The organism is Bradyrhizobium sp. HKCCYLRH2015 (genome assembly GCF_051168215.1).
Classification (GTDB): domain Bacteria; phylum Pseudomonadota; class Alphaproteobacteria; order Rhizobiales; family Xanthobacteraceae; genus Bradyrhizobium.
Genome location: NZ_JBNPUO010000013.1, coordinates 129,383 through 143,467 on the forward strand (window position 1 = coordinate 129,383; position 14,085 = coordinate 143,467).

At 65.7% G+C, this 14,085-nt stretch carries 14 protein-coding genes; 11 read left to right on the forward strand and 3 right to left on the reverse strand.

The features are described 5' to 3' along the window. Positions 1–51 precede the first annotated feature (51 nt). On the reverse strand, positions 52–2,418 hold the full coding sequence (locus ACQR1H_RS30255; protein ID WP_434908627.1) for a transglycosylase SLT domain-containing protein: 2,367 nt from the start codon (positions 2,416–2,418) through the stop codon (positions 52–54). Between the two features lie 333 nt (positions 2,419–2,751). Between ACQR1H_RS30255 and dapA the strand changes: the two genes are divergently transcribed. Genes dapA through ACQR1H_RS30275 form a run of 4 tightly spaced genes read left to right on the forward strand, consistent with a single transcriptional unit; the run spans position 2,752 to position 5,200 of the window. Further along, on the forward strand, positions 2,752–3,642 hold the full coding sequence (dapA, locus tag ACQR1H_RS30260; protein ID WP_316181901.1) for a 4-hydroxy-tetrahydrodipicolinate synthase: 891 nt from the start codon (positions 2,752–2,754) through the stop codon (positions 3,640–3,642). 28 nt (positions 3,643–3,670) lie between these two features. Further along, positions 3,671–4,087: a large conductance mechanosensitive channel protein MscL gene (gene mscL / locus ACQR1H_RS30265; RefSeq protein WP_316181903.1), complete on the forward strand. Its 417-nt coding sequence runs from the start codon at positions 3,671–3,673 to the stop codon at positions 4,085–4,087. A 1-nt stretch (position 4,088) separates the two neighbouring features. Beyond that, a complete protein-coding gene (smpB, locus tag ACQR1H_RS30270) occupies positions 4,089–4,562 on the forward strand; it encodes an SsrA-binding protein SmpB (RefSeq protein ID WP_315804006.1) in 474 nt (157 codons plus the stop codon). Positions 4,563–4,618: 56 nt separating this feature from the next. Next, positions 4,619–5,200, forward strand: coding sequence for a peroxiredoxin (locus ACQR1H_RS30275; RefSeq protein WP_315804005.1), 582 nt, complete (start codon positions 4,619–4,621; stop codon positions 5,198–5,200). A gap of 17 nt (positions 5,201–5,217) precedes the next feature. Here ACQR1H_RS30275 and ACQR1H_RS30280 read toward each other — a convergent pair whose 3' ends face one another. Next, entirely contained in the window at positions 5,218–5,901 is a 684-nt protein-coding gene (locus ACQR1H_RS30280) for a uracil-DNA glycosylase (protein ID WP_315804004.1), read from the reverse strand. Then, positions 5,882–6,535, reverse strand: coding sequence for an NYN domain-containing protein (locus ACQR1H_RS30285; RefSeq protein WP_315804003.1), 654 nt, complete (start codon positions 6,533–6,535; stop codon positions 5,882–5,884). The genes ACQR1H_RS30280 and ACQR1H_RS30285 overlap by 20 nt, the downstream gene beginning before the upstream one ends. A gap of 347 nt (positions 6,536–6,882) precedes the next feature. On the opposite strand from ACQR1H_RS30285, the gene rpoZ reads away from it, so the two are divergent. The 7 genes from rpoZ (at position 6,883) to era (ending at position 14,085) form a co-directional block, all read left to right on the forward strand. Further along, complete coding sequence (gene rpoZ, locus ACQR1H_RS30290; protein ID WP_006612728.1) at positions 6,883–7,275, forward strand: DNA-directed RNA polymerase subunit omega; 393 nt, start codon at positions 6,883–6,885, stop codon at positions 7,273–7,275. 169 nt (positions 7,276–7,444) lie between these two features. Then, positions 7,445–9,745 carry a RelA/SpoT family protein gene (locus tag ACQR1H_RS30295; protein ID WP_434882464.1) on the forward strand — a complete coding sequence of 767 codons (2,301 nt, stop codon included), beginning with the start codon at positions 7,445–7,447 and terminating at the stop codon, positions 9,743–9,745. An 81-nt stretch (positions 9,746–9,826) separates the two neighbouring features. Then, positions 9,827–10,609, forward strand: a complete 783-nt coding sequence (locus ACQR1H_RS30300) for a pyridoxine 5'-phosphate synthase (RefSeq protein ID WP_434838238.1) — start codon at positions 9,827–9,829, stop codon at positions 10,607–10,609. Beyond that, the gene (gene acpS, locus ACQR1H_RS30305; RefSeq protein WP_315804001.1) at positions 10,606–11,025 is read left to right on the forward strand and encodes a holo-ACP synthase; all 420 of its coding nucleotides are present in this window, start codon (positions 10,606–10,608) and stop codon (positions 11,023–11,025) included. The genes ACQR1H_RS30300 and acpS overlap by 4 nt, the downstream gene beginning before the upstream one ends. 288 nt (positions 11,026–11,313) lie before the next feature. Continuing rightward, positions 11,314–12,075 carry a signal peptidase I gene (lepB, locus tag ACQR1H_RS30310; protein WP_315804000.1) on the forward strand — a complete coding sequence of 254 codons (762 nt, stop codon included), beginning with the start codon at positions 11,314–11,316 and terminating at the stop codon, positions 12,073–12,075. Then, positions 12,072–13,169 (forward strand): ribonuclease III, encoded by a 1,098-nt coding sequence (rnc, locus tag ACQR1H_RS30315; RefSeq protein ID WP_434908628.1) that lies wholly within the window; start codon positions 12,072–12,074, stop codon positions 13,167–13,169. The genes lepB and rnc overlap by 4 nt, the downstream gene beginning before the upstream one ends. Beyond that, positions 13,159–14,085 (forward strand): GTPase Era, encoded by a 927-nt coding sequence (era, locus tag ACQR1H_RS30320; protein WP_316237451.1) that lies wholly within the window; start codon positions 13,159–13,161, stop codon positions 14,083–14,085. The genes rnc and era overlap by 11 nt, the downstream gene beginning before the upstream one ends.

The following is a 14,085-nucleotide window of genomic DNA, read 5'->3' on the forward strand; positions in this document are numbered from 1 at the left end:
GGGAGCAGGGAGTAGCGAATAGCAATTGACGACGATCCGATGTCGGTTTCGCTACTCCACCACAGCGCCGCGGCGCAGATCGGCCTCGATCTGTAGCCGCGAGCCGCCGCCGAAGCGGGCGCGATAGACCTGCAGGTTCTCCATCACCCGCTGCACGTAGTTGCGGGTCTCCGCGAAGGGGATCAGCTCGACCCAATCCACCGCGTCCACCTTCGGATCGCGCGGGTCGCCATAGCGTTCGACCCACTTCCTCACGCTGCCGCGGCCGGCATTGTAGGCCGCGAACGTCATGATGTACGAGCCGCGATAGTCCTCGAGCAGGCCGCCGAGCTCGGCCGCGCCGAGCTGCGCGTTGTAGACCGGGTCGGTCTTCATCCGGTTCAGATCGAAGCTGACGCCCGCGCGCTTGCAGACGTAGCGGCCGGCATCCGGCGTGACCTGCATCAGCCCATAGGCCTGGGCCGGCGAGACCACCGCCTGGTTGAAGGCACTCTCCTGACGCGCGATCGAGAAGACCACGCTCGGCTCGACCTCCGGTCCGAGCGAGCGGAACGCAGGAATGCCGGTGACCGGATAGGCGTAGTGGTCGAACGGCAGCCCGCGATTGAGCGCGGCCTTGCCGACCAGCAGCATCGCCCGCGCATCGCTGTTTCGCGCGGCGGCTTCCGCGATTCCGACCAGGACGTCGGGGTCGCCGTTGTCGCCCATGTCGGCGAAGATCGGGATCGCGACCTCGCCCTCGTCGAGCTCGTACAGCAGTTGCACCGCGCGCACCACCTCGAGCCGCTCGACACCGCGCCCGCGGCCGCTCGGCGCAGCATTGAGGCCGAGCTGCGGCAGGCCGAGCTTCGCCCGCGCCAACTGGCCGTAATAGCTCGTGGACTGCTCGGCCGCCGACATATAGGCCGCGCGCGCCTCCTGCATGCGCCCCATCGCTTCTGCCGCGCGGCCCTGCCAATAGCCGGCCCGGGCCAGGGTGGTCGGATTGACGCTGCCGATGCCGATGCGCGCAAAGTGCTGGGCCGCCGTGGCGGGATCGTTGAGGAAGCGCAACGCGATCCAGCCGGCGGTGAATTCCTGCTCGGTCTTGTAGATGTCGCGGTTCGGCAGCGCCGCGTCCCGCGCGATCAGGTAGGCGCTGCGATAATCGCCGGTATCGATCATCTTGCGCGCCAGCAGGCGGCGCTCGATCCACCATTCGTCCAGATTGTGCAGGCGGCCGGGATCCCTGGGCGCGCTGAGCATCAACTGCGCCGCCTCGGCGAACTTCTCGTCGCGCCGCAGCACCTGGATGCGGCTGAAGATGTAGCCGGCATCGCCGTGCAGCTCGCGCGGCACGGCATCGAGCAGGCTCTGGCTGTTGGAGGCTTTGCGGTAGGTCGCGATTCGCGCCTTTGCGAGCGCCACGTGGCCCGAGCCGAGCCGCCGTGCAGCGCGCATCGCCGCCTCGTGCTCGCTGCCATACAGCAGCGTGTCCATCCGCGCCTTGTGATCGCCGCCGGACAGCAGGGCGCCGTACTGGTCCAGGATGTTGTTCTCGGTCTCCTCGGACATCGCGTCGTTGCGCCAGGCATCGCGCACCAGGCGCTCGGCGTTGGCGCGGTCGCCGCGATTGAGCATCACCCGGGCCAGCGCGAACTTGCCCTTCGCCGACAGCGGCGATTCGTTCTCGAACCACGACCAGACGACGGAATCGTCGCGCTTGTCGTCCCACAACGCGGCCTCGAGCCGGCGGCGCAGGAAGGTCTGCGACGGCCAGGACGGATTGGCGGTGATGAATGCGCGATAGCGCTCGACGCTGGCATTGTTGTTGTCGCTACGCAGGATCACCCACTCCGCGAGCTTGCGCGCCACCGGATCCGAGATCGCCTGCACGACCTCGGTGGCATCGCCGGGCTTGCGCTTGCGGACGAGCTCGATCACGTTTTCGAGCGCCTCCTTGTCGGACTGCGAGGTCGAGGACGTCGCGGCGATCGCAGCCGGCACCAGGGGCTTGCGGGAGGCGGGCAGGGCGGCATGCTGGCGGGCCGGCAGGCTGGCAGCCGCCGCGCCGGGCGTGATATCCCTCGGGGCCGAGCGCGGCGACTCGCCGGCGCCCTTGGGAGTGTTCTTGATCTCGGCCTTCGCCTCGGCGTGCGCGTCGACCTTGCTCTTCGTCCCTGCCGCCTCGTTGGTGTTCGTCTTGGGGACCGCGCCGCGCGCGATCGGACGCGCCTTCGGCACGGGAACCTTGGCCGTATGAGCCTTGGATCCCGCAACCTTGGACTCTGAAACCTTGGACTTGGCGGCCTGGTCCTTGGCGAGCGCGCCATGTCCGGCGAGAGCCCATCCCAATGTCAGGCCGGCGGCCAAGGACACCGAGAGTGACACCGACAGGGCGGTCGATCGCAATGCAGTGGCGCGGGCAGAAAAGGGCACGGCGTTCCTTTTGCGGCGGATGACTTCGATCCCCTGACCAACATGGGTCTATCGAAAAGGTGAACAAATCCTAAATATACTGGGAAGGACTGCAACCTGCGCCAACACCGCGGCGAAATCACGACCGAAGGGCGGCGTGTGGCCGGCCCGGGGGTTCCGAGAAGGGTGGTTGCCCGGTGCGAAGTGTGCGGGCCGGGCTGTCGCGGGCGCGGCAGAGCGATTCGGGTGCCTGTTGAGAAGGCAGCCCAACCGCGGGCGGGCCTTCCGCCCCGTCGGTAGACCCGGTATGAAGTGGCTCGCACAGGGGCCAAACGGCGTTTGGGAGGGAGTTTCATGGCAGCCAAGACGAATTTCCGGGGTTCTTTCACCGCCTTGGTCACTCCTTTCAAGAACGGGTCCGTGGACGAGGCCGCTTTTCGCAGCCTCGTGAACTGGCAGATCGACGAGGGCACCAACGGCCTCGTGCCGGTCGGCACGACGGGCGAGAGCCCGACGCTCAGTCATGACGAGCACAAGCGGGTGGTCGAGTGGTGCATTGCCGAGGCCAAGGGGCGGGTTCCCGTGGTGGCCGGCGCCGGCTCCAATTCGACCAAAGAGGCGGTCGAGCTCGCCCAGCACGCCGAGAAGGCGGGGGCGGACGCGGTGCTGGTGGTGACGCCCTATTACAACAAGCCGACGCAGGAAGGCCTGTATCAGCACTTCAAGGCGATCAACGACGCGATCGGCATTCCGATCATCATCTACAACATTCCGCCGCGCTCGGTGATCGACATGTCCGTCGACACCATGAAGCGCCTGTTCGAGCTGAAGAACATCGCCGGCGTGAAGGACGCCACCGCCAGCATGGTGCGGGTGTCGCAGCAGCGCGCCGCGATGGGCGAGGAGTTCAACCAGCTCTCGGGCGAGGATGCGACGATCATCGGCTACATGGCGCATGGCGGCCATGGCTGCATCTCCGTCACGTCGAACGTCGCGCCGCGGCTGTGCTCGGAATTCCACCAGGCCTGGCAGAAGGGCGATGTCGCCACCGCGCTGAAGATCCACGACAAGCTGATGCCGCTGCACACCAACCTGTTCATCGAGTCCAACCCGGCGCCGGTGAAATACGCGTTGTCGCTGCTCGGCAAGATCGAGGAGAAGCTGCGGCTGCCGATGGTGCCGGTTTCGGAGCCGACCCGGGTCGCGGTGCGCGAGGCGATGGTTCATGCCGGACTGATCAACTGAGCCGACGTATCTTGAGGGGGATGCGAGCATGTTGAAGGAATTCCGTGAATTCGCGATGAAGGGCAACGTCGTCGACCTCGCGGTCGGCGTCATCATCGGCGCGGCGTTCGGCGCCATCGTCAACTCGCTGGTCGGCGACGTCATCATGCCGATCATCGGCGCGGTCACCGGCGGCCTCGATTTCTCCAACTACTTTATCCCGCTGTCCAAAGCGGTAAATGCCGGCAACCTTGCCGATGCGAAGAAGCAGGGTGCGGTGCTGGCCTATGGCAGCTTCCTGACGATCACGCTGAACTTCGTGATCGTTGCCTTCGTTCTTTTCATCGTCATCCGGCTGATGAACACGTTGAAGCGGAAGCAGGAGGCTGCGCCGGCCGCTCCGCCGAAGCCCACACCCGAGGTCGAGCTTCTGACCGAAATCAGGGATCTCCTGAAGAAGGCCTGACGTGGCAGACAAGAACGAGCCCAAGATCACCGTCGCCGCAGAGAACCGCAAGGCGCGGTTCAATTATGCGATCGAGGACACCATCGAGGCCGGCATCGCGCTGACCGGCACGGAGGTGAAGTCGGTCCGCAGCGGCAAGTCGACGATCGCGGAATCCTATGCGGATTCGCGCGACGGCGAGATCTGGCTGATCAACGCCAACATTCCCGAATATCTGCAGGCCAACCGCTTCAATCACGAGCCGAAGCGGCCGCGCAAGCTGCTGCTGCATCGCAAGCAGATCAACAAGCTGATGGGCGCGGTCGAGCGCGAAGGCATGACGCTGATCCCGCTCAAGCTCTATTTCAACGAGCGTGGCCGCGCCAAGCTGCTGCTCGCCGTCGCCAAGGGCAAGAAGCTGCACGACAAGCGCGAGAGCGAAAAGAAGCGCGATTGGGGCCGCGAGAAGGGCCGGCTGCTGCGGGCGCGCGGCTAACGAGACCTTTGCCGCGCGCTCCTCGGCGGCACGCCTGAGCCTTGGGACAGCATCCGATGAATCAGAAGAACCTCTTGGATGTCGACTGGAGCCGGATTCCGGCTCCGACCGACGACGGCGCAGCAGATCATCTGGTCGGGACGATCATTCCCGCGATCGGACTGCGTGCCACCGACGACACGCTGGTCACGTTGTCCGATCTGCCGGGACGGACCGTCGTGTTCGCGTATCCGCGGACCGGCGAACCCGGCAAGGTGTCGCTGGTCGAGGACTGGGACATGATCCCGGGTGCGCGCGGCTGCACGCCGCAGACCTGCAGCTTCCGCGACCTGTTCGGCGAGTTGAAATCGGCAGGCGCCGCGCATGTGTTCGGCCTGTCGACGCAGAGCAATGCCTATCAGACCGAGATGGCCTCGCGCCTGCACCTGCCGTTTCCGGTGCTGTCGGACGAAAAGCTCGAGCTGACCAATGCCCTGCGGTTGCCGACCATGGAGATCGCCGGGCTGACCATGATCAAGCGGCTTGCCATGATCGTGGACGACGCCTGCATCACCCACGTGTTCTATCCGGTGTTTCCTCCGGACAGGAACGCGGGCGACGTGCTGGCGTGGCTGAAGGACAACCGCGTCGCCGCGTGAGGATGGGGCGGACCGACCTAATCCAGATCCGCCTTCACACGCGCGAACACGGCGTGGAACATCTCGGTCGTGAGCACGCCGGTGTTCGTATTGTAGCGTGAGCAGTGATAGCTGTCGTACAGCCTGATCCCGCCGGCCTGGTGCACGGCGCCGTGGGCGAAGGGCGCCGCGACCGCGCGCAGGCCCAGCAGCTTCAGCAGCGTGTCGTGGGAGATGCGGCCGAGCGCGACGATGCTGCGCAGCCGCGGCATCGCGGCGATGGTGGCGCCGAGGAAGCTCCGGCACTGGTTGATCTCGGCGGGCAGCGGCTTGTTCTGCGGCGGCACGCAGCGCACCGCGTTGCTGATTCGGCAATCCACCAGCGTCAGCCCGTCGTCGGGACGTGCCTCGAATCGGCCCTTCGCAAATCCGTAGTGCAGCAGCGTCCCGTAGAGCAGCTCGCCGGCATAGTCGCCGGTGAAGGGACGCCCGGTCCGATTGGCGCCCTGCAGCCCCGGCGCGAGCCCGACGATCAACAGCCGCGCATCGGGATCACCGAACGACGGCACAGGCGCGTTGAACCATGACGGCTCGCGCGCGCGCTGCGCCTCGCGGAATTCCACGAGGCGAGGGCACAGCGGACAGTCTCGATCGGGATTGGTCGAAGACAGGGCAGGCGGCGCAGGCTGAGTGCCCGTCCGCCTAGTCCTCGAAATCGTCATCGTTGGGCGTGGTGGTGGCGGTGGTCGTGGCGCGGGCGGCCGGCGTGGTGGAGCGCTGCAGGAATTGCGGGGAATGGTGGCGCGGCTCGCGCGGGGCGGGGCGCTCCGACGGGTCGCGGCCGAGCTTGGACTGCAACTCCATGAGGTCGGTGAAGACGTCGGCCTGACGGCGCAGCTCGTCGGCGATCATCGGCGGCTGGCTGGAGATGGTCGAGATCACGGTGACGCGAACGCCGCGGCGCTGCATCGCTTCTACCAGCGAGCGGAAGTCGCCGTCGCCCGAGAACAGCACCATCTGGTCGATATGCTCCGCGAGCTCCATGGCATCGACGGCGAGCTCGATGTCCATGTTGCCCTTGACCTTGCGCCGGCCGCTGGCGTCGATGAACTCCTTCGTCGCCTTGGTGACGACGGTATAGCCGTTGTAGTCGAGCCAGTCGATCAAGGGCCGAATCGACGAGTACTCCTGATCCTCGATGATCGCGGTGTAATAGAATGCGCGGAGCAGCGTGCCGCGGCTCTGAAATTCCTTGAGCAGGCGCTTGTAGTCGATGTCGAAGCCGAGCGTCTTGGCCGTGGCGTATAGGTTGGCGCCGTCAATGAAGAGCGCAATCTTGTTGGTCGAAGATGACATTCAGTGTCTCGCGTTCAGTTAGATTCTATTTTGGGCGCGACTCCAGTCGGTCGCGCACTCCATTTCAAGATACTGCCAAGGCGTCGGCGGTCCATCTGGTGTGAGGTTACCGCAAACCGGAGTGATCGGGGCAACAAAGGCGTACTTGTGACGACGTAATGAAGCGTTTTCTTGTCCAAGGCCCGAATTCCGCGGGTCTGGACGGAGCGCCAGTCAAGGTTGCCGAATTCGGTACTCCTTGCCCCTTACCGAACCCTGACGCCAGTTTTGCCTTGCGAAAGCCAGCCAGCCTCTATAACTAGCCCAGCATAATCAGCATATTAAGCACACAAAGGACCGGAGCGACAATGGCGCGCGTCACTGTGGAAGATTGTATCGATAAAGTCGACAACCGGTTCGACCTGGTTCTCCTGGCCGCGCATCGCGCGCGCATGATCTCGTCGGGATCACAACTTACAATTGATAGAGATAATGACAAGAATCCCGTCGTCGCACTCCGGGAAATTGCGGATTCGACCATTTCTCCCGAGGATCTGAAGGAAGAACTGGTGCATTCGCTGCAGAAGTTCGTCGAGGTCGACGAGCCGGAGCCGGACACGGTGCCGCTGATCGGCTCGGCCGGTGCCAGCGTCGATGCCGACGACACCGAGGTCGCCGTCGAGCGCATGACCGAGGAAGAATTGCTGAAGGGCCTCGAGGGCCTCGCTCCGCCGGAAGAGCAGCCGGAAGAGGACGAGTGACGGTCTCGTCACCGTCAGCGCGAGCTCCAGCTAACTTGTGAGAATGTGAAGGCCCGGACCACGTCCGGGCCTTTGCATTTGAACGTGATTCCGTGATTACCATAGGGCTGCGACAAACGCCTGCCATCCGGCAGATTTGGTCACGAAGATAAAGGTTTAGTCATTTTCCATGGTGGTTTCGGGCCACACTCCTCAGCAGATGCAGGCGGCGGCCGAATCGGCCGCGTTGGCGCCTTCGCCGCCGGCTGAGCGGCCGCGGCCGCCGAAGCCGCGCTCCCGCATGATGCGACAGTACGATCTCGTGGAACGGGTCCGCTCCTACAATCCGGATACGAACGAGGATCTGCTCAACCGCGCGTATGTGTACGCCATGAAGGCGCATGGGTCGCAGACCCGCGCGTCCGGCGACCCGTATTTCACGCATCCGCTCGAGGTCGCGGCCATTTTGACCGACCTGAAGCTGGACGACGCCACCATCGTCGCGGCGCTGCTGCACGACACGATCGAGGACACCGAGGCGACCCGCGCCGAGATCGACCGCTTCTTCGGCCCCGAGATCGGTGCGCTCGTCGAGGGATTGACCAAGCTGAAACGGCTCGAGCTGGTTTCGCGCGAGGCCAAGCAGGCCGAGAATCTGCGCAAGCTCCTGCTGGCGATCGCCGACGACGTGCGTGTGCTGCTGGTCAAGCTCGCCGATCGCTTGCACAACATGCGCACGCTGGAGTTCGTGCCGGAGGCATCCCGGCGGCGGATCGCTGAGGAGACGCTCGACATCTACGCGCCGCTCGCGGGCCGCATGGGCATGCAGGAGATGCGCGAGGAGCTCGAGGATCTCTCGTTCCGGACGCTCGACCCGCAGGCGTACAGCGTGGTGATGCAGCGGCTCGATGCGCTGGCGGAGCGCAATCGCAACCTGATCGGCGAAATCGAGAGCCAGCTGGCCCGCAAGTTTCGCGAGCATGGCCTCACGGCACGGGTGTTCGGCCGCCGCAAGCGGCCATTCTCGATCTGGACCAAGATGGAACGCAAATCCATCGGGTTCGAGCAGCTGTCCGACATCTTCGGCTTTCGCGTCATCATGCCCGATCTCGAATCCTGCTACCGTGCGCTCGGTATCGTGCATACGACCTGGCCAGTCGTGCCCGGCCGCTTCAAGGACTACATCTCGACGCCGAAGCAGAACGACTATCGCTCGATCCACACCACCGTGATCGGCCCAGGCAAGCAACGCGTCGAGCTGCAGATCCGTACCGAGGACATGGACCAGATCGCCGAACTCGGCATCGCCGCCCACGCCTTTTACAAGGACGATCTCGCCTCGCCGACGGAGCGGCTGAAGCGCGAATCGAATGCCTTCGCCTGGCTGCGCCACACTATCGGCATCCTGTCGGAGAGCGCGAATCCGGAGGAGTTCCTCGAGCACACCAAGCTCGAGCTGTTTCACGATCAGGTGTTCTGCTTCACGCCGAAGGGCAAGCTCATCGCGCTGCCACGCCACGCAAACGTGATCGACTTCGCCTATGCCGTGCATACCGACGTAGGCAACAGCGCCGTCGGCTGCAAGATCAACGGCAAGTTCGCCGCGCTGTCGTCGGAGCTGCAGAACGGCGACGAGGTCGAGGTGCTGACCTCGGACGCGCAGTCGGCGCCGCCCTCGGCCTGGGAGACGCTCGCCATCACCGGCAAGGCACGCGCCGCCATCCGGCGCGCCACCCGAACCGCCGTGCGCGATCAATATGCCGGGCTGGGCCGGCGCATCGTCGAACGTCTGTTCGAGCGGACCAAGCTCGAATATGCCGACGACAAGCTCAAGGGCGCGCTGCCGCGTCTGGCGCGCGCCTCGATCGAGGACGTGATGGCGGCGGTCGGCCGCGGCGAGATCAAGGCCTCCGACGTCGCGCGCGCAATGTATCCGGACTACAAGGAAGAGCGCGTCGTGCGCTACGGCGCCAAGAAGACGGCCGCCGCGCCGGCAGCCAAGGCTGCCGCGCCTGCGGCCGAGCCCCACCGCGGCCCGTTTGCCATCCCGATCAGCGGGCTCAATTCCGGCCTGCCGGTGAAGTTCGCGCCCAACGGCGGTGCCGTGCCGGGCGACCGCATCGTCGGCATCGTGACGCCGGGCGAGGGGATCACGATCTATCCGATCCAGTCGCCGGCGCTGAAGGATTTCGAGGAGGAGCCAGAGCGCTGGCTCGACGTGCGCTGGGACGTCGACGAGACCTCGCCGCAGCGCTTTCCGGCGCGCATTCGCGTCGAGAACGTCAACGAGCCCGGCAGCCTCGCCCAGGTCGCCACCGTGATCGCCGAGCATGACGGCAACATCGACAACATCAGCATGAGCCGCCGCTCGCCTGACTTCACCGAGCTCACGATCGATCTCGAGGTCTACGACCTCAAGCATCTCTCGGCGATCATCAACCAGTTGCGCGCCAAGACCATCGTGGCGCGGGTCGACCGGGTGAATGGCTAATCTGCGGGGATGGCTGCGGCGTTCTGCTTCGGGATGCGCTAAACAAGCCGTAGTCTACTCGAAAGTCCTGCGAGCCGGCCCATGTCCGATCCGTCGAAGTCACATCCTCCGAAGCTGCGCCTTGGCGTCAACGTCGACCACATCGCCACCTTGCGAAATGCCCGCGGCGGCCGCAGCCCCGATCCGGTGCGTGCCGCGCTGCTTGCGATCGAGGCCGGGGCCGACGGCATCACGGCGCATCTGCGCGAGGACCGCCGGCACATCCGCGACGACGACATGGCGCGGCTGAAGGCCGAGATCTCCAAGCCGCTGAACTTCGAGATGGCGGCCACCGAGGAGATGGTGCGGATCGCGCTTGCGACGCGCCCGCATGCCTGCTGCCTGGTGCCGGAGCGGCGCGAGGAGCTGACCACCGAGGGCGGCCTCGACGTGGTCGGCCAGCACAACGCGCTGGCGCCGGCGATCGCCCGGCTCGGCGATGCCGGCATCCGGGTGTCGCTGTTTATCGCCGCCGACCCGGCGCAGATCGAGATGGCGGCGCGGCTGCGCGCGCCCGTGATCGAGATCCACACCGGCGGCTGGTGCGATGCCATCACCGACGGCCACCACGACAAGGCGGACGCGGAGTGGGAGCGGATCGTCACCGGCACCCGGCAGGCCTATGCAGCCGGGCTCGAGGTCCATGCCGGCCACGGGCTCGACTATGCCACCGCCGAGCGGATCGCGACGCTGCCGGAGATCGTCGAGCTCAACATCGGCTACTTCATGATGGGGGAGGCGCTGTTCGTGGGCCTCGCCGAGACCGTCCGCACCATGCGCGCGGCGATGGATCGCGGCCGTGCGCGGTTGGGGACGGCGGCATGATCATCGGCATCGGCTCCGACCTGATCGACATCCGCCGCGTGGCCGAGGTGATGGACCGGCACGGCGAGCGCTTCCTGAACCGGATCTTCACCGCGGCCGAGCGCGCCAAGGCGGAGCGGCGGGCCAAGAACGAGAAGATGGTGGTCGCCACCTACGCCAAGCGGTTCGCCGCCAAGGAGGCCTGCGCCAAGGCGCTCGGCACCGGGATCCGTCAGGGGGTGTGGTGGCGCGACATGGGCGTCGTCAATCTGCCCGGCGGCCGGCCGACCATGCAGCTCACGGGGGGCGCGGCCGAACGGCTGAAGGCGCTGACCCCCGAGGGCCACGAGCCGCGCATCGACCTGTCGATCACCGACGACTGGCCGCTGGCGCAAGCCTTCGTCATAATTTCGGCGGTGCGCCGCGAGACATCCTGACGGGCCGCCGCCCCCAGCAGGAAAAACAAAAATGCGATCGATTTCAGCGAGTTATGTAGTTTTGATACGGCGATTGATTGCGCGGCCCCGCGCAGTCGTCTAAAACCCGCCGGGATCGAACCGGCTGCATCACGGGCGGATTCTGGGTCAAACCGGAGTTGGCCTTAACCACCAGAATCAGGACAGACTCCCTTAAGCCGCGGAACGGTATGGTGTTCGCGGACGGAGGGGTGTTCGGCAACGGCTGGCGAATCGTCGGACCATTCGCCAAGGGACAGTGAAAGAGCGATGAGCGTGACCTCCGGAACCAAGACTGAGAGCGGCCTCGGTGAAACCGTTCGTGTCGTCGTTCATGCGCTACTGATCGCGCTGGTGATCCGTACGTTCCTGTTCCAGCCGTTCAACATCCCGTCGGGATCGATGAAGGCGACCCTGCTGGTCGGCGACTATCTGTTCGTATCGAAATATTCGTACGGCTATAGCCACTACTCGATCCCGCTGTCGCCGCCGCTGTTCTCGGGCCGCATCTTCGGCTCGGAGCCGAACCGCGGCGACATCGTCGTGTTTCGTCTGCCGAAGGACGATACCACCGACTACATCAAGCGCGTGATCGGCCTGCCTGGCGACCGCATCCAGGTGCGCGAAGGGCTGCTCTACATCAACGACAAGCCGGTGCAGCGCGAGCGGCTGTCCGACTTCATCGGCGAGGATCCCTGCGGGCAGCCGGACTCGACCGCGCGCGTCAAGCGCTGGAAGGAGACGCTGCCGAACGGCGTCAGCTATGAGACGCTGGACTGCGTCGACAACGGCTATGTCGACAACACCGCGGTGTATACCGTGCCGGCCGGCAACTTCTTCATGATGGGCGACAACCGCGACAACTCGACCGACAGCCGCTTCCTCAGCCAGGTCGGCTACGTGCCGTTCGAGAACATCGTCGGCCGTGCGCAGCTGATCTTCTTTTCCATTGCCGAAGGCGAGCATGCCTGGGCGTTCTGGCGCTGGCCGGTATCGGTGCGCTGGAATCGAATCTTCAAATTCGTGCGATGATCGACGACTCACCCGATATCCAGACCACGCAGGCTGCCGCATCGAGCCCGCAACCCGGCACGGGTGCGCTGGAGGCGTCGCCCAAGGCTGTGTCGCGGCCGAAGTCTGAGATCAAGCCCGAGCAGAAGAGCGAGCCCAAGACCGAGCCCAAGACCGAGCCCAAGACCGAGCCAAAGGCCGATTCCAGGACCGAGGCGAAGCCGGTCTCCAAGCCAGACATAAAGACCGTCGAGTCCGAATCGGGGTCCGCTGGCCCGACCGACGATGGGGCCGACCCGACCGCGCTCGTTGCCGAGGCCGAATCCGACGGCAAAGCGCGCAGCAAGGCGAAGGGCAGCCGCCGTGCCAAGAGCGCGGGGACCGGCGCCGCCAAGGGCGCCAAGGCCGCGGACAAGGCCGCCAATGCGGCGATCGAGGCGCGCATCGGCCATCACTTTGCCGATCCGTCGCTGCTCAGCACCGCCTTCACCCACGTCTCGGCGCTGAAATCGTCCAAGAAGCGCGGCGACAGCTATCAGCGGCTCGAATTTCTCGGCGACCACGTGCTCGGCCTGATCGTGTCCGACATGCTGTACCGCTCGTTTCCGAGCGCGGACGAGGGGGAGTTGTCGAAGCGGCTCGCCGATCTCGTGCGCAAGGAGAGCTGCGCCGACGTCGCCAAGTCGCTCGGCCTGCTCGACGACATCAAGCTCGGCGCGGTCGGCGCCGGCGCCGGGGCGCGGTTGCGCAAGTCGGTGCTGGGTGACGTCTGCGAGGCGGTGATCGGCGCGATCTTCCTCGACGGCGGCTACACCGCCGCGGCGGGCTTCGTCGAGCGCAACTGGACCGAGCGCATGCACAAGCCGCGGCGCCCGCTGCGCGATCCGAAGACGGTGCTGCAGGAATGGGCGCAGGGCAAGGGCCTGCCGACCCCGGTCTACCGGGAGGTGGAGCGCACCGGCCCGCATCACGATCCGCAGTTCCGTGTCGCCGTCGACCTGCCGGGGCTGGAGCCGGCCGAAGGCATCGGCGGCTCCAAGCGCGCGGCAGAAAAGGTGGCGGCATCTGTCATGATCGAGCGCGAAGGCGTGAGCGGCGGCAGCAATGACGGCTGAACAACAATCGGTGCCGGCTGCCGGGACCCGCTGCGGTTTCGTCGCGCTGATCGGCGCGCCCAATGTCGGCAAGTCGACGCTCGTCAACGCCCTGGTCGGCTCCAAGGTCACGATCGTCTCGCGCAAGGTGCAGACGACGCGGGCGCTGATCCGCGGCATCGTCATCGAGGGGGCGTCTCAGATCATCCTGGTCGATACCCCCGGCATCTTCACGCCGAAGCGCAGGCTGGACCGCGCCATGGTCACGACGGCCTGGAGCGGGGCGCATGACGCCGATGTCGTCTGCGTGCTGCTCGATGCCAAGAAGGGCATCGACGACGAGGCGCAGTCCATCATCGACAAGGCGGCTGCGGTCGCGCACGAAAAGATCCTGGTGGTCAACAAGGTCGACCTGGTGCCGCGCGAGAAGCTGCTGGCGCTGGTCGCGGCCGCCAACGAGAAGCTGTCGTTCGCGCGCACCTTCATGATCTCGGCGATCTCCGGCGACGGCGTCGACGATCTCAGGCGGGCCTTGGCGGAGATGGTGCCTCCCGGTCCGTTCCATTATCCCGAGGACCAGATGTCGGACGCGCCGATGCGGCACCTCGCGGCTGAGATCACCCGCGAGAAGATCTATTCGCATCTGCATCAGGAGCTGCCCTACCAGTCCACGGTCGAGACCGACAGCTGGACCGAGCGCAAGGACGGCTCGATCCGCATCGAGCAGACGATCTTCGTGGAGCGCGACAGCCAGCGCAAGATCGTGCTCGGCAAGGGCGGCGCGACGATCAAGTCGATCGGCGCGCAGGCGCGCAAGGAAATCGCAGAGATCACCGGCGTGCCGGTGCACCTGTTTCTGTTCGTGAAGGTGCGTGAGAACTGGGGCGACGATCCCGACCGCTACCGGGAGATGGGGCTCGAGTTCCCCAGGGAATGA